We start from the raw sequence: 24,223 nt of genomic DNA on the forward strand, positions 1-24,223 counted from the left end.
TCACTAGTATTTTATGGTGTAATTACTATTAAACATATTTCTTATATAAAAAAGTATTTCTTTATCATTTAATTTTCTTAAATCATTATTTAGACACATCGCAATAGGAATAAATAAAAATAAAGAATAGATACTGAAAAACAGTCTATCTTCTATAAAAGAAAACATTGATTTATATGCGACCCATAAGCCCAAACAAATACATAGCCAATTATTAGATTTATAAACACCTAAATATGATGCTCTAATAAAAAGAACCAAATAACAAAACATACCTAAGAAACCACCCCATTGTATGTAGTTTAGCATTCCTGATTCTGTTGCTCTTCTTCCCTCAGCATATATCTTTTTTAAATCTCCCCAACTTACTTTGGATAAATATGTTTTGGTTTTCCCATTCGCCCCTAACCCAAATAAAAGTGCATCTTTTTTATTTAATGCAGAAAACACATCTGTATAAATACCCGTTCTAGAATCTACCGTCACTTCTTGATCACCATAGTCCCCTGTATCTAACTCATAACTCCCAACATACTCTCCAATTTTAAAGATGTTAAACCCACCAGTAAGTCCTAAAAAGAGTAAAAATACCGGAACATATAATAGTATTCTTCTAAATGTTTTGATGAGTTTATACATAATTTCTAAATTTCTAAAATAGAATGTAAAAGAAATTAAAAACGCAACCATAATATTTAATAGATTCGCCCTCACAGATAAATCATTAAAAAATGATATGAACGCAACTAGTAATACAATAAGCCTCCATTTTTTTTGTAAATAAGGCATAAAAATAATTAACAAATATATAGGTCCAACAGCATGTGCATAATCAAATGTACCTGTAGAACGTTTAAACAATAATATAGTAGCAAATAACAACACATTTAACATAAATGCTCTAAATGCCATTTTAATTGTTTGTATACCCTCAGAAAAAAGATAAATACTCAGTGGTAAGAAAATCATGGTAGGAATGGTTGACGAAAAAATCACCTTTTTATCTTGAAGTGAAGTCATATCAATAATTCCTCTACACATTAAAGTTAAATTTAAGAAAATAAAGATATTAAGTATCCATTGTGTTTTACTATCTAAGTTTGTTTTTGGAGATTTAATATTAAATAAAATTAAAAATAACATTAAAGGGTAACTACACAACATAGTAACTACCGCCGTTCTTCCATAGAAAAAGAAATTAAAAATAAACGGCACAAAACATAGTAGAACACTGTACTTTGCTATTTTAGATGCATTCATATATCCTCTCTTCTTTTAGCAATTCTATATTGTACATTTTATGAATGTTTTGCTTTAACCATTCCTCATCTTTATTCCACCACTCAAACTCTAATAAAAACTTGATAGTTTCTTCATCATACCTATATTTTAATACTTTGGCAGGACCTCCCCCCACAATTGCGTAAAGAGGAACATCTTTTGTTACCACTCCATGTGTTAAAACCATAGCTCCATTGCCTATTGTAACACCACCTACAATAAAAAATCCTTGACCTATCCAACAATCGTGACCAATAAACACTACATGTTTGTTGTTAGAATCAGCATATCTAATTTCTTCAAAATATTGTTTGTCCACATAAGTAGATCCATTTTGTTTTCTTAAAGAAACAAAACTGGGTGATGTTGACACATATGGTACCTCAAACGGATGCTTTACTAGATTTACCTTAACAAAAGAACCTATTATGTCTGAATCACATTGAATATAACTACCATACCCTAGCTGTCCATTAAACCTCGAGTTTTTATATAATTTATTCATTCCTTCAAATTTGGAAGTTAAACTAATTGTAACCGAATAATCAAACTTTAGTTTTAATTTTCATTTATTTTACCAATAACAGGCACCCTCTACATTTTCGGCTCCTTTGGGCTTTTCATTTGCTCCGGGATAAATCCAATGCTCATTAAACAAATCTACGTAATTAACATTTATGGTTTCATCGGGTCTATAAATACGTATTCTTTCGTATTGTTCTTCCCATCTTTTTCCTTTAATACCAAATAACAGTTGCGTACCACCACCAATATGTACAGCTTTTTTCCCCATTCTTTTTACATGAGCAGCCAATGGCAATCCGTAGGCACCACAACCCAAAATACAGATATCAAAATCTATCTTAGAGATTTTATTTTCCATATACTCCAAAGCTTCAAACCAATCTTTAAAAGGGACTTTAGTACCCGCAACTGATTGTATTGCTTGAAAAGTAATCAATTCAAAATCAGGTAAAATTTCAGCATCTTTAAACAATAATTTTCTTTTTGCGTATTGCTCTCTAATGGATTGATCAAAGGGATGCACCACCAATACTTTTTTCCCTTTTAATAATCTTGTCCAAGGATTTTCTACAAAAAAGGGATACAAGGTTTCTAACTGAACTTTTACAACACTCTTTTTAAGCGGCATAAACTTTTCGTGGTACTGAAAAGAGCCTAATAAATCTATTAAAGGAATGTCCTTCAAATATCTTTCAGAAAACTTCTCACTTGTTTCTTCAGATGGCGGAAAAATACCAGAATAAATGTTCATATATTTAAAGTGGTTAGTATTCCACCAAGGTGTATGTGTATAATCTGTAATGTATTCATAAATTTTTCGTGAAAAACTTTTATTACTTGTAATACACAAATAATTGTTAATACAATTCATTTCGGTAGTTCCAAACCTAGAAATCATGCATGGTTCTGGTGCATTTAACAGGGTAAAAATAGCATCATTTGCTACTTGTCTATCCATTTCACATTTGGGATTCAAAAAAACTTTACCAGTTAGTTTTCTATATGCCTTTTTCACAACTCTTATTGCGATATCTTTTAATTTCATAAGTTGTCTTATTATCTTAATTCTTAGTGAATTATAATGTAGTTCAGCTTTTTCCCAAGTAAAACCGCTCTTGTTTTGTACACTAAGGTTTTAAAACTTTTGAACAATTTTGTTCTTACTTTGCTATTTAACAGTTTTGTGTATTTATGATTCGCTTTTGCACTATACGCTTTTACTAACTTATAGGTTTTATCATCAAAAACTATTAACGAGTTAAAAAAAACAGTTATCATTTTGTTTGCATCTACTCGATCTAAAAAAGTTTTCTCTGCAAAGTTAAGCATTGTGTTGTCTATATCATTGATGATGTTATTCCTAACACCCATATACCTAACATAGTAGTCCGGATGTATTATTTTAGTATTCATCGCAGACACTTCATTATCTACATATTCATACACAATATGCTTTATATTACACGCTTTATTAATGTATTTACATATATAGAGCTTCATCAATACATCTTCTCCTATTTTAATGCTAGCATCAATATTAAATATTTCTTCTTTTATAACACTTCTCCTATATAAAGAAGCATATAAATAGCCGTAGGAATTGCTTTTTAGTAAGCTAAACAAATAATCTTTTTTATTTAATATTCCAATATCTTTGTGCTCCCATATTTTCTTATTTGGAACACCAATTAGACCAGCATTTACAACATCTATTTCGTTAGTAAAGTTATTTAATAGTATTTCTAAGCAGTTGGTTTTTAAGTTGTCATCCGCATCTAAAAACATAATATATTCTCCTACAGACTCTAAAAAGCCTTTTTTACGAGCAGCAGTAACCCCACTATTTTGTTGTGAAAAAACTTTAACACAAGAGTGCTCTTCTTCTATTTTTTTTAATTCCTGAATAGAGTTATCTATGCTTCCATCATCCACAATCACTATTTCATAATTTGTTACAGACTGATTAAATACGCTTTGAACACATTTCTTAATTGTGTTTTCTGCATTGTATACTGGAATTATAATACTGATCATGTTAGTAAATAATTTATTTTAAGAGGCTTTCTTTTAAAAAATCTAAAGATTTTTCCTTTTCTGTTTCTAAAATTTTATTTACAGCTGTATAATCTATTTTAGTTTTTAAAACCTTTTTAATACCATCTAAATCACTTACCAATCTATCTTGTAAATTAAATATTTTTAAGACAGAATTAAATCTAGACATTCCTCTTACTTCGTTGCCAATAGTTATAAATTGCTTGTTGAATAGTATTGAAAATATGGTTCCGTGGAAAGAGTCTGTTATAATGAATTCACTCGTTAAAAATCCTTCTATCCAATCTTCTACAGGAGGATATATACAATCTTTAATATTTTTTACACTTTCTTCATTCATTGCTTTTGGCATAATTTTAAACAATGGCAAATCAAAATACTCTTTAACACTAGTCTCAATTTCTTTATTTGCATATTCAGGATCTAAAACATAAAACATTATCTGTTTTTTTGTTTCTAAATCTTTATCAAAAAAAGCTTTGTAATCGTCTACTTCTAACAATAATGTAGGATCTAAGACTAGCTTTGATTTTACCCCAAACTTTGTTTCACATAATTTTACTGCTCCTTCTTCTCTTACAGAAACAGCATCGAATTTTTGTAAAAGGCTAGCACATTTATATAAATCTCTATCTTTAAACTCGTTAAAATCTACACCAAAAGAAGCTGCATAAGAAATACGTTTTGATGTTGAGTTATTTTTTAAAAAATTTAAAAAATAGGTTTGAATATTTGGAGAATATCTAGGCCTCCAAACTTGGTCACTTCCAACCACATAACCATCATAATTTAATTTTTGTAAGTCTCCTAAATTCTGTTTGGTATATTTTCCTTGTCCAAGTTTAATATACTCATTTTTAAAGGCATCTGTGTGTGTGGCTATTTTCTTTTTTTGCTCTTCTGTTGGTTTAAATTGTGGTCTTATTTTTTTTTGGAAAATAAACTTGTCTATGTTCAATTTAACAACACCTTTTAATTTTGAAATAAAAGAAGAACTATAGCCTATGTCTAAGGTTTCTGATTCAATATTTAGTTTTTTCTTAAGTACTTTTTGTAAAGCAAAAGCTTGAAGAAGCCCCCCATAATTGTTGTGTAATGGTTGTGTTAAAATTGCTATTTTCATTTATTTAAATTTTACTCCAAAAAGGATGTTTTGCTGTTTAGTTATTTATTTCCCAATAATCCCTTTAAGCCCTTTAATTCCTTTTTTACCAATAAGTTGTGTTGCTACTTTCACCGCTTTTCCTTTAACATTCTCTTCAATATTTAACATTCTCTCAAGCGCATAGCTTTCTTTTTCATTTTCTGTAAAAACTTCAAAAAACATTGATTTTTCAGTAATATCGCTTTCTAAGAATCTTTTATATACATCTGTGAACTCTTTTTTATTAGAAGCTGTTAAATACTCAAAACCTAAGTTTTCTGCATAATTTTTAACTAATTTTGGAGATTTTTGTCCATAATGACCTGAAGCTGCTACAAATGCATCTGCGCTATTCCCAAATTCCGAAGCCCTATGATTGTATTGTCTAAACTCAGTTCCTACACCATTATTTATCATTAAAATTCTGAGATTATTACCAACATGCCTATTTCCTAACACATTCATATCATAGAAAAAAGCTAAATCTCCAATAACACTAAAATATAACTTCTCCTTATTTGTTAAAGAAGCACCAATTAACGTAGACATACAACCATCTATTCCAAATCCACCGACATTAGATGATGATTCTACAGATTTTGGTAACTCAAAGAAATTCCACGAACGTAGACTGTTTAAGATAGCAAAGTGTATCGTTGATTTTTGGGGAATTAAATGAGCCATCATTGAAGCTATCCAAATATTTGAAAATGGGATTTCTGGTAATTTACTTCTTAACTCCTCTATTTTGTTAGTGCACAAAGGAAAATATGTGTTTTTAGACATATTTAAACCATTAATGGCATAATAATTAAAGAAACTTGCCTCATCCATTTGAAACACTTTAATTAATTTTTTAAAGGTATCTTTTATCTCTCCATCAGGGCTTACTCTCCATACTTTATTTCTTATCAAAGGTGATGAATAATAGTCTCCCGTTACTTCACCAATATGAATTACTAAATCTGGACGTTTAAAATTTGACAATCCCATTGATTGCCCACCTAAAATAGACCCTAATATTCTATAATTACCATAGTAACCACTAGTATGATCACAAAAAACAACTGCATTATTTTTTTCACAGAATTTTTCTATTGATAAAGTTAGCTCATTAGACATTTTAACATGTGCTCCAATAAATATAGCTATAAGATCATTTTCTAGTAATCTTGGCATTTTATCTATTAATTCATATCTCTCTATTTTATGAGCTATAGGAAGTTCTTTTGTTTCAAAAGTTCCATAAGTAGTTGGTAAATTAATATGTACTGGTCCTCCTCCATTTCTTTTTAATTCCAAGATAGCTTTGTTTACTTTAATTTCACAATCCCATTTTTCTTGTTCATTTTCAACAATAGGTAAGGTTAAGCTTAAATTAGCTATATCAGTCGGTAAAGAACTTCTATCAATTACTTGTGCTATATTATGTCCTATACTCGATATTGGCTGGGTAGATGTAATTGTTAAAACTGGTAGCTTACGATAGTAAGCTTCAGTTAAACCAGGCAAATAGTTCCTTGAAGCTGTAGCTCCTGTACAACTTATAACGACTGGCTCACCAGACTCGGCAACCAAACCACACGCCATGTATGCTGCAGATCTTTCATCTACAGAAGAATAGACTTCAAAAAAAGGATCAAACTGCATACTAACCACTAACGCCATATTTGTAGTACCCGGCGAAGCTATAACTTTTTTAATTCCATGCTCTTTTAGTAGAGCGATAATAATTTGAGCATTTTTCTCATCTGTATAAAACTTTCCCATAATGTATCATTTATTTTTTGCGAAAAAAATTAAAAAAACCTGTATTTCAAGTATCTCGCAATATCTTTTAATTTCTTTATTTCTAACAAAGAAGCAAATTCTCCTGTTGCTCTATCTTTCACTGCTTCTTTTCTCCAGTTTATTTTTATATAGTGTGGATTTTTAAAAAATTCTTGCAAACAATTTTGCAACCCCTTTTCAACCTCTATAAATTCCCTTGTATCAACAAGTTTTGAAATTTTAGAATTATCAAAGCACCTGTTATAAAACCTATCATATAAGGCTTGATATTTTGCGTCATGATGTTTAAAAAAGCTTTCTTTATTTTGTAATAATATTTTAGTTTTCTTATTTGTGTGATTTTCAATTACTTTTTTATACACATTAAGTACATAACGCCATGTTACACTTTGATTGTTAGTGACATGAAATTCATTCCCTAAAGCTTCTTGTTTTCCGATAATCTTAAAAATAGCAAAAGACACGTCTAGCCCATATGTTAGTGTTGTCCTTTTATCTATCATATCCTCAGAAAAAACAATTGTTCTTCCTCTTGATGCTCTATAAAGCCAATCTTCTTTTTCTAATACACCTAATTGTAATCTTCTTTCACTGTAAGTAATATACGGCCTAATAATTGTGTAATTTTTCTCTACTGATATTTTCAGTATATCTTCTTGTCGTGCTTTAGTTAATGCATATTCATCTGTAGATAAATATTCTTCATCTTTAGAAACATGTAATAATTTTGGAGAGGACTCTGTTATTACGGGATTTGTTTCAGCATAAACTCTTGCGGAACTTATAAAAATGTATTGTGATGTAGCTTTTAAAAGTAACTCCACTCTGTTCTTAAAAGACTCTGTTGAATACACCATAAAATCAATAATTGCATCCCATTTTTTTTGCATCAATTTAGCTATAAACTCATCTTGATTTGCATTTCCTTGAATATATGTTATATTTTCATAGGAATCCCTCTCACTACGTGATGTAACAAAAACCTTGTCTTGAGTTTTTGATAATAAATCTACTAAATGAACACCCATAGCACCAGTTCCTCCAAGTATTAAAATTCTCATAATGAAGTCATTTAATTAAACTTTATTTTTTGTACTATCATATTCTTCAGTTTGACTCTCCATTCTTTATCTAAACCAATGAAATATACACTCAGTAAGATACAAATTACATACACCAATATAGCTAGTAGCGATTGAGGAACATCATTAGTCTGACAAATTAAATATTTATATGTACAAGATACTAATGTTGTGACTAGCACCACTAATCCTACGGGGTAAAATACTTTGCTTAAGAATTCTTGAATAGAAAGATCTACTAAATACTTAACTATTAACAAACGAACAAAAAACATTATTGCATTAGCTACAATTGCAACAACAAATATTATATATGCATAATATCCTAAATAAAAGAACAGCCAAGACGCTAAAAAAATTAAAATCTGAATAAAACCTAAAACAAGCTCATATACTTTCATCCTGCCCGGAGCCCTTGCAGCAGTTTGAATTGGAAGACTTATAGAATTAACAAGTACCTCTATTAAAGCCAACCTTGTAAACAGAATTGTTCCTTCTGGAATAGTTTTAAGCCACAATCCTAATATCACATCCATTTCTAAAAGAAATGGTAAAGCAAAAATCCACATTAAAAAAAAAGTTATTTTTGATCCGCTATGAATTAATGCAAACATATTAACCTTGTTATCAGAAGCGTATGATTTTATAATTGGTGGATACAAACTAGAATTAAAATTGTTAGAGAACATTTGTATTTGAGTAGAAATGTTTCTAGCAACTACCGTGGATGCAACCACTACAGGATTATAAAACTGATTTACCAAAACAACTACAGCCTGATTTCTAGCTGCGCTAGTAAATTGACCAAACAACGTCCAGCCAGTAAACCCTATAATTTCTGAAAATATCTTCTTATTCCAATAAAATTTTGATATTTGACATTCTTGATACCTTCTAGTACATATCCAGCCATATACAACAAATAAAACAACCGAAACAGTAAACAAAAGTTGTGAGTATAGAATTAATTTATCACCCTCAAGAACCACCAATAGAAACACCACCCCAAGTTTCATCAGTACGTCAATAATTGATAGGTAAGCATATATATGCATATCTTCATGAGCAATAATTGCCGAAGTAAATGGAGTCGAAAATATTGTAACAAAAAAGGTGAAAACTGAAAAATGGTATATATTTAAAGCAGCATCAATTCTTATTTCAGGTAGTTTCAAATATTCTTTAACAAACCAAAAACCTATTACTTCTAATAAAATTAATGAAAAAACAGCTATTAGGAAGTAAATTAATAAATTAACTGAAAAAATCTGATTTAACTTCAATTCGTCATTTTCTCCTATTGCAAAAGAAAAAAAACGTTGTGTTGCTGAAGACATGGATCCTTTTAAAAAAGAAAAAAACATCACAATACCTCCAATAACACTATAAATACCATAGTCTTCAGCGCCTAACACGTCTAAGACAACTCGGACTGTATATAGACTGACACCTAAGCTAAGTATCTGTCTGATATACAACATTAAAGTATTCTTTAAAATCGTTTTGTTACTTGAAATTTTATTCATTTATTTTTATAATTTGCACTCTTCAATGACTTAATTATTGCTTACTCCACCTGCTTTAAAATCTCATGCCCCGCTGCTAACATGTCTTTGTCTTTTTTCATCAACTTTACATCGCTTTGCATCATGTCTTTTACCAAACCTGCTAAGTCATATTCTGGTACCCATCCTAGTTTTTCTTTTGCTTTAGTTGGATCTCCTAATAATAAGTCTACTTCTGTTGGACGGAAGTAAGAAGGGTCTACAGATAAGACTTCTTTGCCAATGGTTGGTCGAAGTTCGCTTTTCGATGTTCGATGGTCGATATTCATTCCTGTAGCTGCCTCGTATTTTTCTTTATCTATGCTTTTGATAAACCCTTTTTCGTCTACTCCTGTTCCCTTAAATTCTAATTCAATTCCTACTTCGCTAAATGCCATACGAACAAAATCTCTCACTGTTGTAGTTACCCCTGTGGCAATGACCCAGTCCTCTGCTTTGTCTGCTTGTAAAATCATCCACATCATGCGAACATAATCTTTGGCATGTCCCCAGTCACGTTTTGCCTCTAAATTTCCTAAGTAAATTTTATCTTGTAAACCTAGAGCAATTTTTGCCACCGCACGGGTAATTTTACGAGTCACAAACGTTTCTCCTCTTCTTGGAGATTCGTGATTGAATAACAATCCATTACACGCATACATGTTATAGGCCTCACGGTAGTTCTTTGTGATCCAAAAACCATAAATTTTTGCTACTCCATAAGGAGAACGTGGATATAAAGGTGAGTTTTCATCATAAAACCCTCTTTCATTTTTATTCTCTGGTAATCCTCCAAACAACTCGGAAGTAGAAGCTTGGTAAATTCTTGTTTTTTCTGTCAGCCCTAAAAGTCTTACTGCTTCTAAGATTCTTAGGGTTCCTAAACCATCTACATTTCCTACATATTCCGGACAATCAAATGATACTTTTACATGAGACATGGCTCCTAAGTTGTAAATTTCATCTGGCTGACATTCTTGTATGATACGTGTAAGATTCATAGAGTCTGTTAAATCTCCATAATGTAACTTTAACCTTTGATTTGGATCATGTGGGTCTTGGTATAAATGATCTATTCTATCCGTATTAAATAAAGATGATCTTCTTTTGATACCATGTACCATGTATCCTTTTTCTAATAATAATTCTGCTAAGTAAGATCCATCTTGACCTGTGATTCCTGTGATTAATGCTACTTTCATATTTTTTTAGTTTTCGTTGTTCGGTTTCCGATGACCGTTGTTCGCTCTTCGATCGTCGCTTGTCGGTGTTATTTTAATGATTTTATTAATTTATATAACATCATTTTTACTCGTGTACACATTTCATATAATTCCTCATACTTTTCACTTGAGATATATTCTAAATCTCTTGCTAGAAATAGTTGATAATTTGTTTCTTCTAAAGAACCTTTGGCGATGTATAAGAACTGTACAAATTCTTTTTTATATTGTCGTCCATGTCCTTCTATTATATTTGTTGGAACACTACTTGAACTTCTCCTTATCTGACTCGTTAAACCATATATTTCAGAAGAAGGAAAGTTTTTAGAAATTTGATATACCTCCAATGTTAATTGATGTGCTAATTTCCAAACTTCAAGATTTGATTCCATTTTTTGTTCGTTGTCCGATGTTCGCTACTCGATTTTCGATGAGCGGTGGTCGTTATCCAATTATAATTTTACTTGTTTAAAGCTTTCTATGTTTTCTAGAAACCAATGATAGGTTTTTTGAATTCCCTCTTCTAGCCCTACTTGATGTTTCCATCCTAACGCATGCATTTTGGAGATATCCATTAACTTTCGAGGGGTTCCGTCAGGTTTTGAGCTGTCCCAAATGATTTCTCCAGTATGCCCTACTACTTTTTGAATGGTTTCTGCTAATTCTCTGATGGTTAGATCTTCTCCTGTTCCCACATTATATAAATGCTCTGGCAATACATTTTCTAAGGCAAATACTACTGATTTTGCCATGTCGTCTACAAACAAGAATTCTCTCATTGGCGTTCCACTCCCCCACAGTTCGACAGGCTCACTGTTCAATTTTGCTTCATGGAATTTGCGAATCATGGCTGGTAGGACATGAGATGTTTGTAAGTCAAAATTATCGTGGGTTCCATATAAATTTGTAGGCATTAAAGACACAAAGTCTTTTCCAAATTGTTTTCTAATTGCTTGACAAGCTTTGACTCCTGTTATTTTGGCAATGGCATACCACTCATTTGTGGGTTCTAAAGTATCGGTTAATAAATATTCTTCTTTTAAAGGTTGAGGAGCAAATTTTGGATAAATACAAGAGCTTCCTAAAAAAATGAATTTTTGAATGTCTTGTTTTAACGCTGCATCAATCAGGTTGTTCTGAATTTGCATGTTCTCCATCAAGAATTGATAAGGATAATCATTGTTTGCTAAAATCCCTCCTACTCTGGCTGCAGCATCAATTACCACCTCTGGTTTTTCGGTTTCAAAGAATTCTTTGACCGCAATTGCATTTCTTAAATCTAATTCTTTACTAGTTTTTCCAATGACATTTGTATAACCTTCTTGCTCTAACACTCGACATACTGCACTTCCCACCATTCCTCTATGGCCAGCGACATATATCTTTTTGTTTTTATTCATAGCCTTCTTTTTATCTATACTTCTAATTATTTACGATATCCCTCAATTATATATTTGAAATTTGTTGACTAAAAAACTCACTTCTGTCAACTTTTCACATTGATTTACCAAAACAATTGTAACTTTTTCTTTTGACAAATATAAACAACCGAAAATTGTTTTCACATTAAATTTATGATAAACAAGCAATTAATTTTTGTTTGATTATTTGATTTTGAATATTCTTAATACTTGATGTGGTTTGTTAAAAACAACTACAATTTCAACCTTAAATACTGTGATATCCATAAACATTCGATATTCTACTAAAGCAACTTATTTCTTAAAAGATTTTATGGTTTTGACGATTCCTTGTTTCGTATTAATTGGTAACTCTTTTTTTATGGCTTTTTTTATTTTTACATTACTCACCAAATAATTCTCGGTTAATTTATCTAAACGCTCGCTATTTACAGGTAAGGGAATTACATCTCCTAGTTTTGCCATCAATTTTACGATGCTTTTTGGAATCTTTAAAATTTTTGTTGGCTTGTTAATGGCTTCTCCAATGATGCTTACTAAATTTGTGGTTGACAAAGACTCATCATCTGCAACATTATATACTCCGCTTGGAATATCCTTGTTTTCTATGATTTCTTTAATGACAAAACATAAATTCTCAACAGCTAAAAAAGATCGCTGATTTTGATACCCTCCAAATGGATATGGAATTCCTTTAGACACAAAACTATATAATAAGTTTAAATTTCCTTTATTCCCAGGTCCATGAATCATACAAGGTCTTAGTATGTATAATCTTTTCCCTTTAGGTAAAGGCTGGTTCAACAAATACTCCTCAGCTTTTTGTTTGGATTGTCCGTAAACTGTTTGCGGATTTGGATGTGTTTCTTCAGTTAAAACTCCTTCCATTTTATCTGCCACTGCTTTTACAGAGCTCATGTATATAAAAGTTTCACAAGTACTTTGCAAAAACTGGTTGAATAATTGAATTGTTAACTCTGTGTTTACTTGAAAATATTCTTGGTCTTGAGATGTTTTTTTTAGGTCATGCGCTTTTCCTGCTAAGTGAATAAAAACATGCATATTATTCCATTCCTGAGAAGTTAAATGACTATAAGAAATCATTTTTGTTTCTTTTGCACTCCTAGAAATTCCTTTTATTTTATTTGACCTATTTTTTTCTAAATATGGGCTTAAATTTTGCCCAACAAAACCTGTAACTCCTGTGATTGTTATGTTTTTCTTCATTTATTCTACAATTGAAGTATAAATGTTAAGTAGGGCCGAATAAACCTTGTCTTCTGAGAATTTTTCTTTGTATAATTTTTGACTATTCTTTCCTAAAACATCTATGTCACTTTTTAAAACTTCCACAATGGCTTTTTGAATTGCTTCTACATTTCTAGGCTTTATTAAAAAACCATTCATATTCTCTTTATCAATTAAATGGTTGCACCCTGGCATATCAGTTGTAATTATTGGTTTTCCAACAGCCATCGATTCTAATAAAAACCGAGGAGTTCCCTCTCTATAATATGTTGGTAAAATAGACACATCTCCCATTCCTATAACAACCTCAATATCAGATCGCTTTCCTAAAAAATTAATATAATCAAATTCCTTGGCTAATTCTTCTAAATCTTTAGGATTAACAGCGGAAGGGTTTTGAATATCACTCCAGCCAACAACCACCAAACTTATAGGAGGGGCATAATTTTCATTTACTTTGATTACGGCCTTAACCAACTCTAACACTCCTTTTTCTTTTAATAATCTAGAGACAAAAACAATAATTTTACTCTCTTTAGAGATTTTAAGTTGCTCTCTAAGTTCATTGATTTTTTTTATATTATTTAAATTTGATTGATCATTAAATCTATCTTCATTTACTGCACTTCCTTCAATACAATAGACTCTTTCTTTAAAACCTAATTCTTGAATATCTTCTTTATTCTGAAAAACAGTATAGGGTTTAAAGCAATAGTTGTTAAGTTTATATAAAAGCTTAATTACTAATTGTAGGATCTTACTTTTTGTATTATTACTAGAAAAAACAACCCCTAAACCCGTTATATGATTCACAATTTTAGATGAAGTGTAAAGCCCAGCTATAAAAGTTCCAATCAAGTTTGGTTGTAACCTATAAAAGTGAACAATATCAAAATTTTCTTTTTTTAGGATCCCCCTTAGTTCACTTGCGTACTTTATTTTTGATTTTATTCCTTTATCTCTAATGCTATCTTCAACTTCAATCACATTGATCTTTTCCCTCTTAATCAACATCTTATGTCCATCTTTAGGAATTATTGCATAAACCTCAAAACCTTTATTTTTTAAAAACACAGCATATCTCAGCCTAGCTCCCACAAAATCAGCTCCAAAATTCTCAACCAATGCTATCTTCATACTCATTTATTTTACTTCACTTTTAGTGTTGACACTTGTTGTAAAATGACATTTCTTTTTCTCCCCTCATCAACATTCTTGTTTACAACCAACATAAATAAATATTAGAAGTAAACACTAAATTTCTTTTAAGAATGCTTCAAATATCGAAGTATACTTTCTAAAATCGAACAGTTCCGTTTTGATTGTATTTTTTTTCATCTGATTTAACTTTACTCTATCTGTAAGCAATGCTTTTCGCAAACTTTCTTTTAAGGAATTTGAATTACTAGTATCTAGCCAGAATCCATTTTGTCCTTCTATTAAAAAGTCCGATAAATTAGTGCTTTTATTTGTTAAAACTGGTACTCCTAATGTAATAGCTTCAGCAAACTTTGTTGGAAACCCTGCACGATTTGCTAACGTATCTTCTCTTAAAAATATTGAAAAATCACATTTTTTCAGCATCTCAACTGCCTCTAAATGAGGTTTTCTTCCATAAAAAACAACTACTTCATCCTCTAAATTATATTGTAAATCGGGATAAAATTCCAAAAACATTTCTTTCTCTATACCAACTATATTTAACCTTACTTTTATTTCACTAGACAAGTCTATAAACATCCCTACAAGATTATCTAGCCGATCTTTTTGTCCTTTGGTTTCAATTGAAAAAGGAGAGCCCACATAAATGACCTCAACCCTGTCTTGTTCTATTCTGACACTTTGTTCTTGGTATAACCATTTTAGGGCTTTACTATCTACCAAAGGAGGAATGTTTATCGTTTTTACCCCTTTTTTTTCGTAAAAATTTTGTAAATAATTACTAATGACAATGGCTCCATCTAATTTAGTATGCATGATGTGCATTCTTGTGTAAATATCAAATGTCTTTATTCGTTTTTTTAAAAAACTTTCTCCTTTAGCAACCTCGTACCATTCCGTACAATCTGAAATGATTTTTATTTGATTTTTTTTAGCCCAAATATTTAACCTGTAAAGAGAATAAGATGAAAAGTTGTAAGCTATAATTCCATTTACATTTTTGTAAGACTTCACTATTTTTATATAGTCTTTATAGGATACCCAATGCTTAAACCACTCTTTAACTCCTGTTGGATATTTCTTAACATAGACGTCTGAATTAAAATGTTTCTCTTTTACTATTGCCTCATCAATTGATTTAGACACCCCTATAAAAACTACTTTAAAACCTAGCGAATTAAGCACCTTAGCATTAGCGACTACTCGTTGTGCTGCAGCATTTTTATCCGGCATCTCAAATCCTCCAATATATATAATTGTTCCTTTACTCATACCTATTTATTCCAAACTACTCTGTTAATATAATCTGTGTAGGACAAAATTATTCTTACCACTTTATCAGATACGTTCGGCATGGAGTAATCTGCAACAGGCCTTAACAATCTTTCTTTACCTATGTTTTGCTTTTCTAAGATGACTAATGCTTGCATTATTCTTTCAGGAGAAAGTCCAACCATCATTACAGAAGCTTCTTCCATGGCTTCTGGTCTTTCATGAGCTTCTCGTATATTTAATGCAGAAAAATTCATAATTGAGGATTCTTCAGAAATTGTTCCACTATCAGACAATACCACTTTTGCATTTCTCTGTAAGTTATTGTAATCGTGAAAACCTAAGGGTTTCATTAAACTCACCAAAGAATTGAACTCAACCTTCATTTCATTAATTTTATTTCTAGTTCTAGGATGTGTAGAAACAATTACAGGTAACTTATATTTTTCTGCAATTGCATTTAAAGATTCTACTAATTTTAAGAAATTATCTGAATTTATATTTTCTTCTCTGTGGGCTGATACTAAAAAATATAATCCTTTTTTTAACTCTAGTCTAGACAATACTTCAGATTCTTCTATTTGTTTATTATACGCGGTGACTACTTCAAAAATAGGGGAACCCGTTTTAATGACTCTATCTGCAGGTAGTCCCTCCCTTAATAAATACTCTCTTGCAATATCACTATAGGTTAGATTTATATCACTAATATGATCTACAATTTTTCTATTTGTTTCTTCTGGAACACGTTGATCAAAACAACGATTACCAGCTTCCATATGAAAAATTGGGATTTTTCTTTTTTTGGCTGCAATTGCACACAAACATGAATTTGTATCTCCTAACACTAAAAAAGCATCTGGTTTTACCTCCTCTAGTACAGGATCTATGTTAATTAAAATTTGTCCTGCCGTAGTCGTTGCATTTCCACCCGCCGCATTCAAAAAATAATCAGGTTTTCTTAAGCCTAGATCGTTAAAAAACACTTCATTTAACTCATAATCATAATTCTGTCCTGTATGTACCAAAACGTGATCAATACTTTCAGTATCATCTAATTTTAATAACACTCTAGAAAGTCTAATAATTTCTGGCCTTGTACCTACTACTGTAAGAACTTTTAACTTTTTCATTTTTCATTTTTTTAAACTTCTACAAAATACGTATCTGCATCTTCTGGATTGTATGGTTCATTTATCCAAAAGTTTGTATATAAGGTTTCTTCTCCTATATTTTTTATATTATGTGTATACCATATTGGCATATCAACATAGGAAGGCTGCTCACCATCTAAATAAAAATCAAGAACTTCATCGGTCCCTATACGTCTTAATTGAATCAATGCTTTTCCTTTGATGACGGCAAAACGTTCTATTTTTCTTGTGTGAAAATGATTTCCTCTAGTAATTCCTGGTACAGTTGTAGAAAATGATACCTGACCTCCTATTCCTAAACGAATCACTTCTACAAAGGATCCTCTTGGATCTGTATGTTTAGTAAACTTTACAGGAAAATAAGTTTTGATAGGCATCGCACATCTGAAAGTGTTGAATAAATTCAACTCAAACGAATTATTTAATAAGGGTATTTCTCCATTATTCTGGTATTGATTCTTAAATTTCTTAAGTAATACTAATAATTCCGAAACCTTTGCTTCCTTAGAATGAGGAACTACATAAATATTTTCTTCAATCTTATTTTTTATAAAATTGATTATTTTATCTATCAACTCACCCACATAAATTAATTTTAATTCTCCATCAACTTGTATCGTTGGAGTTTCTCCATTGGCTAATTGATGCGAAAATGTGGCCACTACTGAATTATAGAAAGGTTTTCCAAACGGGCCAAACACATTAGGGATTATTAAACCTGTAAATACTGCTCCAACTTTGTTTGCCCAATTTATTAGAAGTTCTCTACCCTCTTTCTTAGATTTTCCGTATAAATTATTTTTCTCTTCTTGAGAAGAAGATGATAATAAAATATGTGGCTTACTCCCTGTTCTTTCTAAGGAAGAAACTAGTTTTTTTACCAAGCTGATATTTGTTTCGTAAATAACTGCTGGATTTTCATGTCGATTCATTGCTGCTAAATGGACTATTACATCGCATTTAGAAACAAATTCATCTAATAAAATCTCATTAGAAAAAAACTTCCTTTCATAATCAATTAATACAAAATCGTGTGGACTTAAACTAATTGTATTATATAAATGGGTTCCTACAAAACCTTGTTGTCCCGTTATCCCTATTTTTAACATTTTTATTTAATTTATATCCTCAAAATATTTAATATCGTACCTATACTCATCTTTTATACTACCTAACAAATAGTCTGACATTACTAATAATTTAGCATTCTCTTTGGTTGACTGAATACTACTTATATAGCCTGCAGGCACATGCAATACACTCATATTACTTGCAGAAATTTGAAATTCCATCACTTCTAAATCCTTAGAGGGACTTTCCCAGTTATCAACTGCCAATAATTTAATCAAAAATTCTCCACATATAACAGAAAACCAGCGTTGTTCTATTTTATGCCCTTGCCACCCTCTTATTAACTCTGGACTTTTATTTTTTATTATATACATACGTTTGATTTCTGTTGCATCAAAATCGTTGTTATACAACAACAAACCTCTTTCGTCAGAAAAACTTCCTCCTTTAATTAAAATAGGTTTTGGCATTTTTTAAAATTTATTTTAACAGTTCGTTTTTGATAATTTCTAAATTCAACAACATCTTTTTCACCTCCTCAACATTTTGTTGCTTGGTGTTGTGTGAATGATAATCTTCTATAAGTGCAATATTTTGTTCTCCTTCCGAAAAATAACGTGCATAATTTAAATCTCTATTGTCGGCTGGAATTCGATAAAAATCTCCCATATCCTCTGCTTTGATCATCTCTTCACGTGTACACAAAGTTTCATATAATTTCTCTCCATGACGAGTCCCTATTATTTTTACATCATTCTTGGCCTTGAAGATTTCTTTGATCGCTTTTGCCAGGTCTCCAATAGTACTTGCTGGGGCTTTGTTTACAAACAAATCTCCAGAATTACCATGTTCAAAAGCGAATAAAACCAATTCTACAGCCTCTTCTAAAGACATTAAAAAACGGGTCATATTAGGATCTGTTATCGTTATATCATTTCCTTCTTTTATTTGTTTTAAAAACAAAGGAATTACAGAACCTCTTGAAGCCATTACATTCCCATATCTAGTTAAACAAACCGTTGTGTCTCTTAAATTTCGTGAAGCAGCAATGGCTACTTTTTCCATTAAAGCCTTTGATATTCCCATAGCATTAATTGGATAAGCTGCTTTGTCTGTGCTTAAACAAATTACTTTATTTACTTTATTGGCTCCAGCTGCATCAATTACATTCTGTGTTCCCATCACGTTTGTTTTGGTTGCCTCTAAAGGAAAGAATTCACATGATGGCACTTGCTTTAAAGCAGCTGCATGAAAGACATAATCAACACCTCTCATTGCTTTTTCAACAGCATTATAATCACGAACATCACCTATATAGAATTTTAATTTTTCATTTCTAAGTTGATTACGCATATCATCTTGTTTTTTTTCATCACGAGAAAAAATTCGAATCTCACTAAAATGATCTGTTGCTAAAAAACGATTTAAAACTGCATTCCCAAACGAACCAGTTCCTCCTGTAATTAAAAGTGTTTTATTTTGTATTTTCATATTCTTCGTTTTAACAGTTTTATCTCATTTTCTTTATTAAGAACCTGATATATTCCAAGGATATGTTTGGAATATATTGATAAAGAAACTTGATTGTACGCAATCTTAGATTCATTTTTTTATTCTGCAAAGGAATGTCTTTCCAGTATGATATTGATTTATAATACAGGTATTTTTCTTTCATTGGATGTGTACAATTTACATCCCAAGGTCTATTGTAGAATCCCGACAAATAATGAATAATAACAGGTTTCTTTATAGCCTCATTTATACATTTTTTTGTATAAAATTTATCTAAGTCTAAAAACGGGTTGTGTTTGTATGTAATTAAACCACTCATTAAATTGTATTTGGGATGAATTACCTTTATCCTATTTTTACATACTTTATTTATAACTCCTTCACTAAGTACAGGAGGATTTCCATGATAACTATTTATACAATTTATAAACTTCTGTTTTATATTTTGTTTTCTAAATTCCTTTAGGTTAATCAAAACAATCCCATCATTTATAAATCTATCTTTTTTATTTAAATTTAGCTTTGGTTTTGCCTCTACACTGTAAGTTTCTACTCCTGCAACCAAATTTTCTTCTAAGTCGATGTTCCAAAAATCAATTAATGAATCATTAATTATTGTGTCACTATCAATGTATAAAATTTTATCAATATTGGGAATTCCAGAAAAAAACAATTTTGAATACACTGTTTCAATATGACGTCCCAAGGCATTTATTTTCAGTTCCGAACACAATTCATGAAACGGTATACAAATTAAACTCCTTTGATAAGAATGAATTAATTTTTCTATGGAAGCTATTGATTTTTTTGAGACATTCTTTTCAATAAAATAAATATTAATTTCTTTAAACTCCTTATTGTTTTCTAGTAAAGATAGTATTGAAATACCTGTATGATGTATATACGCTTCATCACAAGAATAGGCTATATTCATTATTATTTCTTTTTAAGTTGAAATTTATTTTGCTCAATTACTAACTTCTCTCTAGTCTCATCTATTTCCTTATCAAAAATTGAATAGTAAGGGTACCACCTACTATACCATCTCGATGATTCTACAAATTGTGAGGTATCTGAAAAATAAGCATTCATATGAATTACTGAGAAAATTATAAAAGTTAGTATACCACTTGTCAATCCAACTTGTTTAAGCTTACCTTTTCTGTAAACCCCATGTATAATTTCAGCTATAAAAAGAAACAAAATAGGTGTTAGGTAATTTAAGAATCTAAAAAAAATAAAGAAAAAAGACGTTGAAGCCCCAATCAGGATGTAAACATTCAAAAAATTATTTAAGTTAGATTCAATTTTCAAATAATAATTAGATATTTTATAAATCACCCATGGGTATAAAATATATAGAACTAAAATTGATATTAACCCGTAAAATGTAGGTTTGTAATCAAGATATAATTTTATACTTTCTACGAGACCTCCTCCAACATTTAATGAAAATAAAATTTTAATAAAAAAAACACCAAAAATTACTCCTAAAATAAAAATTATTAAAGCTCTTGATAAATTAAATTTTAATTTTAACAGTAAAGGAATTACAAATAGTACTATGGCAGAAAAGTGGACGGATAAAGCTAGTAATGAAATTATATAATAAGCAACCCATTTTTTATTTTTTATGAATTTAATTGAATATAAAAAAATAGCAACAGCGATTGACTCTCTTAATATTTCAAAATTAAAATACCCATAATATCCAATATAATAAAGCAATATTGCTGTAAATATATATTTGGTATTTGATTTTATAAAATTAAAAATCAACGTATTAATTATTATTGCATGAAGTAATTGGATCATGTAAAATTCTTCTGTAATAGACTTTGAAACTGCAACAAAAAATATCCAAAGCGGTTGAAGCTTTTCATTAATAGCATGATTACTCCCTAATTCAGATAACGAAGGTAATCTTGGATGAACAATCATATACATTAAAGTATCCCCCCCAACTCTGTATCTAAATCCTGACAGACAAATCAATCCAATCAAAACTATGTAATACACCATTTTTTTTCCTGATTTGACCTTTAAAAAATCATATATCAAAGTAAAAAATAGAAGTAAAAATAAGATAATAAAATAAATCATACTTTTATATTCAGAATATTAAATATCAGTTTTTTAAAAAATATTATGTTAATAAATAACATTGAAATTGTTAAAACAGTTATTTTTATGAAAAGGGTATGGTGAATCATATAAACAAACCAAAAAAGGCTAAGAATACTAATTAGATATAAGACCTCTTTTGAGACTTCTTCCTTTTTAATTTTAAAACAACTTATAGGAAATATTGTCCAAATATAAATTGAAATTACCGAGGCTATTGCAATACTTATTAAAGATTCCAAATAAAAATAGAGAATGATATTTAATAACACTGCAAACATTAAATAGATTAAAGTATCATACAAAAACTTCTTTTCTTTTTTCTGAACTTTGTATAGATTGATATATATAGATTTGATGATCATCATCCCTGGAATTGAGGTCATCAGGACAGCCGTAATAGGTAATGAATCTATATATTTTGGTAGAAATGTTTTGATTATTATTTGAAGAAAAAAAAAACCTGCTAAAGAAAAACTACTAATTATATATAAAATGTTTTTATACTTAAGAATCTGTTCTACTTTATTATTTCTGGATATATAAGGGTAAAATGTTTTATTAATAGCCCCTATAAATATCATTACAAAACCAATTAATGATATTCCTAACGAATATTTAGCAAAACCTTCATTGTTTGTTAAAAACTTAGCTCCCCATTTACCAATGTCAAAAAACATTGTAAATAGAACATTCCCCAACATTATGAAAAAGCCAGACATAAAGATTGCTTTATATAATTTAAAACTACCTTTTAATGCAAGTGACTTCTTATCTATAACGAAGGAAAAATTAGAATATATTCTATAATTTCTTTCTAAAAACAAGATTGAAATTAAGTAACTAATTATTGTTGAAATAATGTAAACTCTATAATCAACTACTTCTATAAAAACTAAAATAAGTGTTAAAACTAGATTGATCAGAGGAACAAGTATTGTTGTTTTTGAATACTCTTTAAACTCTCCTATCGCCTGAAAATAATACAGAAAAAAAGACTGAAGGTTGATTGGAAGAATTGCTAAACCAAGTAATAAAATGATGTTATTATTGATGATTAGCCCAATCCCAACAAACAATGACAATATGATTAATTGAAAGGTTATAAAAAAATTATGAAAACTATTAAATTCTACTTTATCAATATCTTCACGAGTTTTCCCACCATATTTGATATTTAAACCATCCACAAAACCTAAATGTAAAAAACCAATAAAGCTAGCATATAAAGTATATGTTTTAAGTTCAGAAAAGCTACCAATTGACAACACATATGGTAAGACAATACCATTTACAATACTTGAAAGCATCACTACTAAATTAGCCCCCGATACTCTTAACAAATCTTTCTTTAACCCCATACTACCTAAACCACACTTTTGTTGAGTTTATTATTTATTTTAACATCATTAAGAATGAAACTTCAATCATTAGTATTTTTGATTTAATTAGGATTATTGACTTCAACATCTATTCTTAAATTATCTTTAAAAATATACATATTTCATCGAAAAACGATCAATTATTCTTCATTATTTAACATACACCTCAAGTAATTCTATTTCTTGTGACTTGACAACAATTTCCTTTGTATTTGCAGGAATTAAAACGGTTTCACCTCTTTTGATTTCTTCTTTTTCAGCTCCTAATGAAATGGTTCCTGCTCCTCCCACACAAATATAGACTGTAAATGATGTTACACTAGATAAGTCTCTCGTAAACAAATCATTAACTTTGATATAATTTGTCGTAAAATATTCACAAGATGCTATGTTTGAAGGTTGATTGACTTCTTTTTGATATTTACATTTGTTTGCACCCACCGCATTATAATCCAATGCTTCTAATGCTAAGTCTGTATGTAATTCTCTCTCATTTCCCTGGTCATCTACCCTGTCCCAATCGTAAATACGATAAGTTATGTCTGAAGTTTGTTGAATTTCTGCTATTAAACAACCTGCTCCAATGGCATGTACCAACCCTTCTTTGATGAAAAAAGAATCTCCTTTGGTTACTTTTTCAAAGTTTAGTTTTTCTAAAATATTTTTATTTTCAATGGCTTGCTTGTATTTTACAGGCGTCATTGCCTCTGAAAAACCGATATTTAGTTCAGAACTCTGATCCGCATCCATCACATACCACATCTCTGTTTTCCCGAAAGAATTGTGTAACTTTTTGGCTATTTCATCGTTGGGATGTAGTTGGATTGATAAATTTTCTTTGGCGTCGATGAATTTAAATAGTAGCGGAAATTTGTTTCCGAATTGCTCATATATTTTATCACCAACCAAGTCTCCTTTATATTTTTCGATTAACTCCGTTAATAACAACCCTTTTAATGCTCCGTTAGACACTTGAGAAATATCTCCATCCACAGAAGACAACTCCCAACTTTCTCCAATGTTGTTTAAAGAGGTTTTTTTATTTAGTACTGTTTTTAATTTTTCACCTCCCCAAATTTTATCTTTTAGAATTGGGGTAAATTTTATTGGATAGTTTATCATTTTCGGTTATCAGTTGTTGGTTTTTATTATTTATTTTACTTAATCTGTTCTCGATACTAATTTCTTCACTGCGTTACGAAATTCACTCGAACTGACATTGTTTTATTTAAC

At 30.1% G+C, this 24,223-nt stretch carries 22 protein-coding genes; all 22 read right to left on the reverse strand.

The genetic code is table 11. From position 1 onward, the window contains the following. Window positions 1–3 precede the first annotated feature (3 nt). Window positions 4–1,260: a hypothetical protein gene (locus QVZ41_RS02055; protein ID WP_302882881.1), complete on the reverse strand. Its 1,257-nt coding sequence runs from the start codon at window positions 1,258–1,260 to the stop codon at window positions 4–6. Further along, window positions 1,247–1,786, reverse strand: coding sequence for an LbetaH domain-containing protein (locus tag QVZ41_RS02060; protein WP_302882882.1), 540 nt, complete (start codon window positions 1,784–1,786; stop codon window positions 1,247–1,249). Before QVZ41_RS02060 ends, QVZ41_RS02055 begins: the two co-directional genes overlap by 14 nt. Window positions 1,787–1,855: 69 nt before the next feature. Next, window positions 1,856–2,851, reverse strand: a complete 996-nt coding sequence (locus QVZ41_RS02065; RefSeq protein ID WP_302882883.1) for a hypothetical protein — start codon at window positions 2,849–2,851, stop codon at window positions 1,856–1,858. Window positions 2,852–2,874: 23 nt separating this feature from the next. Then, window positions 2,875–3,840: a glycosyltransferase family 2 protein gene (locus QVZ41_RS02070; protein ID WP_302882884.1), complete on the reverse strand. Its 966-nt coding sequence runs from the start codon at window positions 3,838–3,840 to the stop codon at window positions 2,875–2,877. A 13-nt stretch (window positions 3,841–3,853) separates the two neighbouring features. After that, on the reverse strand, window positions 3,854–4,984 hold the full coding sequence (locus QVZ41_RS02075; RefSeq protein WP_302882885.1) for a polysaccharide pyruvyl transferase family protein: 1,131 nt from the start codon (window positions 4,982–4,984) through the stop codon (window positions 3,854–3,856). 45 nt (window positions 4,985–5,029) lie between these two features. After that, window positions 5,030–6,775: a thiamine pyrophosphate-binding protein gene (locus QVZ41_RS02080; protein ID WP_302882886.1), complete on the reverse strand. Its 1,746-nt coding sequence runs from the start codon at window positions 6,773–6,775 to the stop codon at window positions 5,030–5,032. A 29-nt stretch (window positions 6,776–6,804) separates the two neighbouring features. Next, complete coding sequence (locus QVZ41_RS02085) at window positions 6,805–7,857, reverse strand: NAD-dependent epimerase/dehydratase family protein (RefSeq protein WP_302882887.1); 1,053 nt, start codon at window positions 7,855–7,857, stop codon at window positions 6,805–6,807. Window positions 7,858–7,868: 11 nt separating this feature from the next. After that, window positions 7,869–9,404 (reverse strand): lipopolysaccharide biosynthesis protein, encoded by a 1,536-nt coding sequence (locus QVZ41_RS02090; RefSeq protein ID WP_302882888.1) that lies wholly within the window; start codon window positions 9,402–9,404, stop codon window positions 7,869–7,871. A 41-nt stretch (window positions 9,405–9,445) separates the two neighbouring features. Beyond that, window positions 9,446–10,624, reverse strand: coding sequence for a GDP-mannose 4,6-dehydratase (gmd, locus tag QVZ41_RS02095; protein WP_302882889.1), 1,179 nt, complete (start codon window positions 10,622–10,624; stop codon window positions 9,446–9,448). A gap of 68 nt (window positions 10,625–10,692) precedes the next feature. Beyond that, a complete protein-coding gene (locus QVZ41_RS02100) occupies window positions 10,693–11,037 on the reverse strand; it encodes a four helix bundle protein (protein WP_302882890.1) in 345 nt (114 codons plus the stop codon). Window positions 11,038–11,097: 60 nt separating this feature from the next. Then, the gene (locus QVZ41_RS02105; RefSeq protein WP_302882891.1) at window positions 11,098–12,045 is read right to left on the reverse strand and encodes a GDP-L-fucose synthase family protein; all 948 of its coding nucleotides are present in this window, start codon (window positions 12,043–12,045) and stop codon (window positions 11,098–11,100) included. A gap of 315 nt (window positions 12,046–12,360) precedes the next feature. Next, on the reverse strand, window positions 12,361–13,293 hold the full coding sequence (locus tag QVZ41_RS02110) for an NAD-dependent epimerase/dehydratase family protein (RefSeq protein WP_302882892.1): 933 nt from the start codon (window positions 13,291–13,293) through the stop codon (window positions 12,361–12,363). Continuing rightward, window positions 13,294–14,457, reverse strand: coding sequence for a glycosyltransferase (locus QVZ41_RS02115; protein ID WP_302882893.1), 1,164 nt, complete (start codon window positions 14,455–14,457; stop codon window positions 13,294–13,296). It lies immediately after the preceding gene. Between the two features lie 111 nt (window positions 14,458–14,568). After that, window positions 14,569–15,747: a glycosyltransferase gene (locus QVZ41_RS02120; RefSeq protein ID WP_302882894.1), complete on the reverse strand. Its 1,179-nt coding sequence runs from the start codon at window positions 15,745–15,747 to the stop codon at window positions 14,569–14,571. A gap of 2 nt (window positions 15,748–15,749) precedes the next feature. Further along, on the reverse strand, window positions 15,750–16,880 hold the full coding sequence (gene wecB, locus QVZ41_RS02125; RefSeq protein WP_302882895.1) for a non-hydrolyzing UDP-N-acetylglucosamine 2-epimerase: 1,131 nt from the start codon (window positions 16,878–16,880) through the stop codon (window positions 15,750–15,752). 11 nt (window positions 16,881–16,891) lie between these two features. After that, a complete protein-coding gene (locus QVZ41_RS02130) occupies window positions 16,892–18,010 on the reverse strand; it encodes a polysaccharide biosynthesis C-terminal domain-containing protein (protein WP_302882896.1) in 1,119 nt (372 codons plus the stop codon). Between the two features lie 6 nt (window positions 18,011–18,016). Continuing rightward, entirely contained in the window at window positions 18,017–18,442 is a 426-nt protein-coding gene (locus tag QVZ41_RS02135; RefSeq protein ID WP_302882897.1) for a cupin domain-containing protein, read from the reverse strand. Between the two features lie 10 nt (window positions 18,443–18,452). After that, window positions 18,453–19,463, reverse strand: a complete 1,011-nt coding sequence (locus QVZ41_RS02140; protein WP_302882898.1) for a polysaccharide biosynthesis protein — start codon at window positions 19,461–19,463, stop codon at window positions 18,453–18,455. Between the two features lie 19 nt (window positions 19,464–19,482). Further along, window positions 19,483–20,418, reverse strand: coding sequence for a glycosyltransferase family 8 protein (locus tag QVZ41_RS02145; protein ID WP_302882899.1), 936 nt, complete (start codon window positions 20,416–20,418; stop codon window positions 19,483–19,485). A 2-nt stretch (window positions 20,419–20,420) separates the two neighbouring features. Further along, window positions 20,421–21,587 carry an EpsG family protein gene (locus QVZ41_RS02150; RefSeq protein WP_302882901.1) on the reverse strand — a complete coding sequence of 389 codons (1,167 nt, stop codon included), beginning with the start codon at window positions 21,585–21,587 and terminating at the stop codon, window positions 20,421–20,423. Continuing rightward, a complete protein-coding gene (locus tag QVZ41_RS02155) occupies window positions 21,584–22,969 on the reverse strand; it encodes an MATE family efflux transporter (protein WP_302882902.1) in 1,386 nt (461 codons plus the stop codon). The genes QVZ41_RS02150 and QVZ41_RS02155 overlap by 4 nt, the downstream gene beginning before the upstream one ends. A gap of 171 nt (window positions 22,970–23,140) precedes the next feature. Then, on the reverse strand, window positions 23,141–24,112 hold the full coding sequence (locus tag QVZ41_RS02160; RefSeq protein WP_302882903.1) for a type I phosphomannose isomerase catalytic subunit: 972 nt from the start codon (window positions 24,110–24,112) through the stop codon (window positions 23,141–23,143). Window positions 24,113–24,223 lie beyond the last annotated feature (111 nt).

This window comes from Wenyingzhuangia gilva, from assembly GCF_030519655.1.
Taxonomy (GTDB): domain Bacteria; phylum Bacteroidota; class Bacteroidia; order Flavobacteriales; family Flavobacteriaceae; genus Wenyingzhuangia; species Wenyingzhuangia gilva.

Coding starts and splice junctions, on each gene's coding strand:
- QVZ41_RS02065 (WP_302882883.1), bottom strand. CDS start 2,851: ATGAAATTAAAAGATATCGCAATAAGAGTTGTGAAAAAGGCATATAGA.
- wecB (WP_302882895.1), bottom strand. CDS start 16,880: ATGAAAAAGTTAAAAGTTCTTACAGTAGTAGGTACAAGGCCAGAAATT.
- QVZ41_RS02075 (WP_302882885.1), bottom strand. CDS start 4,984: ATGAAAATAGCAATTTTAACACAACCATTACACAACAATTATGGGGGG.
- QVZ41_RS02085 (WP_302882887.1), bottom strand. CDS start 7,857: ATGAGAATTTTAATACTTGGAGGAACTGGTGCTATGGGTGTTCATTTA.
- QVZ41_RS02060 (WP_302882882.1), bottom strand. CDS start 1,786: ATGAATAAATTATATAAAAACTCGAGGTTTAATGGACAGCTAGGGTAT.
- QVZ41_RS02130 (WP_302882896.1), bottom strand. CDS start 18,010: ATGTTAAAAATAGGGATAACGGGACAACAAGGTTTTGTAGGAACCCAT.
- QVZ41_RS02140 (WP_302882898.1), bottom strand. CDS start 19,463: ATGAAAATACAAAATAAAACACTTTTAATTACAGGAGGAACTGGTTCG.
- QVZ41_RS02055 (WP_302882881.1), bottom strand. CDS start 1,260: ATGAATGCATCTAAAATAGCAAAGTACAGTGTTCTACTATGTTTTGTG.
- QVZ41_RS02115 (WP_302882893.1), bottom strand. CDS start 14,457: ATGAGTATGAAGATAGCATTGGTTGAGAATTTTGGAGCTGATTTTGTG.
- QVZ41_RS02110 (WP_302882892.1), bottom strand. CDS start 13,293: ATGAAGAAAAACATAACAATCACAGGAGTTACAGGTTTTGTTGGGCAA.
- QVZ41_RS02155 (WP_302882902.1), bottom strand. CDS start 22,969: ATGGGGTTAAAGAAAGATTTGTTAAGAGTATCGGGGGCTAATTTAGTA.
- gmd (WP_302882889.1), bottom strand. CDS start 10,624: ATGAAAGTAGCATTAATCACAGGAATCACAGGTCAAGATGGATCTTAC.
- QVZ41_RS02150 (WP_302882901.1), bottom strand. CDS start 21,587: ATGATTTATTTTATTATCTTATTTTTACTTCTATTTTTTACTTTGATA.
- QVZ41_RS02080 (WP_302882886.1), bottom strand. CDS start 6,775: ATGGGAAAGTTTTATACAGATGAGAAAAATGCTCAAATTATTATCGCT.
- QVZ41_RS02120 (WP_302882894.1), bottom strand. CDS start 15,747: ATGAGTAAAGGAACAATTATATATATTGGAGGATTTGAGATGCCGGAT.
- QVZ41_RS02135 (WP_302882897.1), bottom strand. CDS start 18,442: ATGCCAAAACCTATTTTAATTAAAGGAGGAAGTTTTTCTGACGAAAGA.
- QVZ41_RS02070 (WP_302882884.1), bottom strand. CDS start 3,840: ATGATCAGTATTATAATTCCAGTATACAATGCAGAAAACACAATTAAG.
- QVZ41_RS02145 (WP_302882899.1), bottom strand. CDS start 20,418: ATGAATATAGCCTATTCTTGTGATGAAGCGTATATACATCATACAGGT.
- QVZ41_RS02100 (WP_302882890.1), bottom strand. CDS start 11,037: ATGGAATCAAATCTTGAAGTTTGGAAATTAGCACATCAATTAACATTG.
- QVZ41_RS02090 (WP_302882888.1), bottom strand. CDS start 9,404: ATGAATAAAATTTCAAGTAACAAAACGATTTTAAAGAATACTTTAATG.
- QVZ41_RS02160 (WP_302882903.1), bottom strand. CDS start 24,112: ATGATAAACTATCCAATAAAATTTACCCCAATTCTAAAAGATAAAATT.
- QVZ41_RS02105 (WP_302882891.1), bottom strand. CDS start 12,045: ATGAATAAAAACAAAAAGATATATGTCGCTGGCCATAGAGGAATGGTG.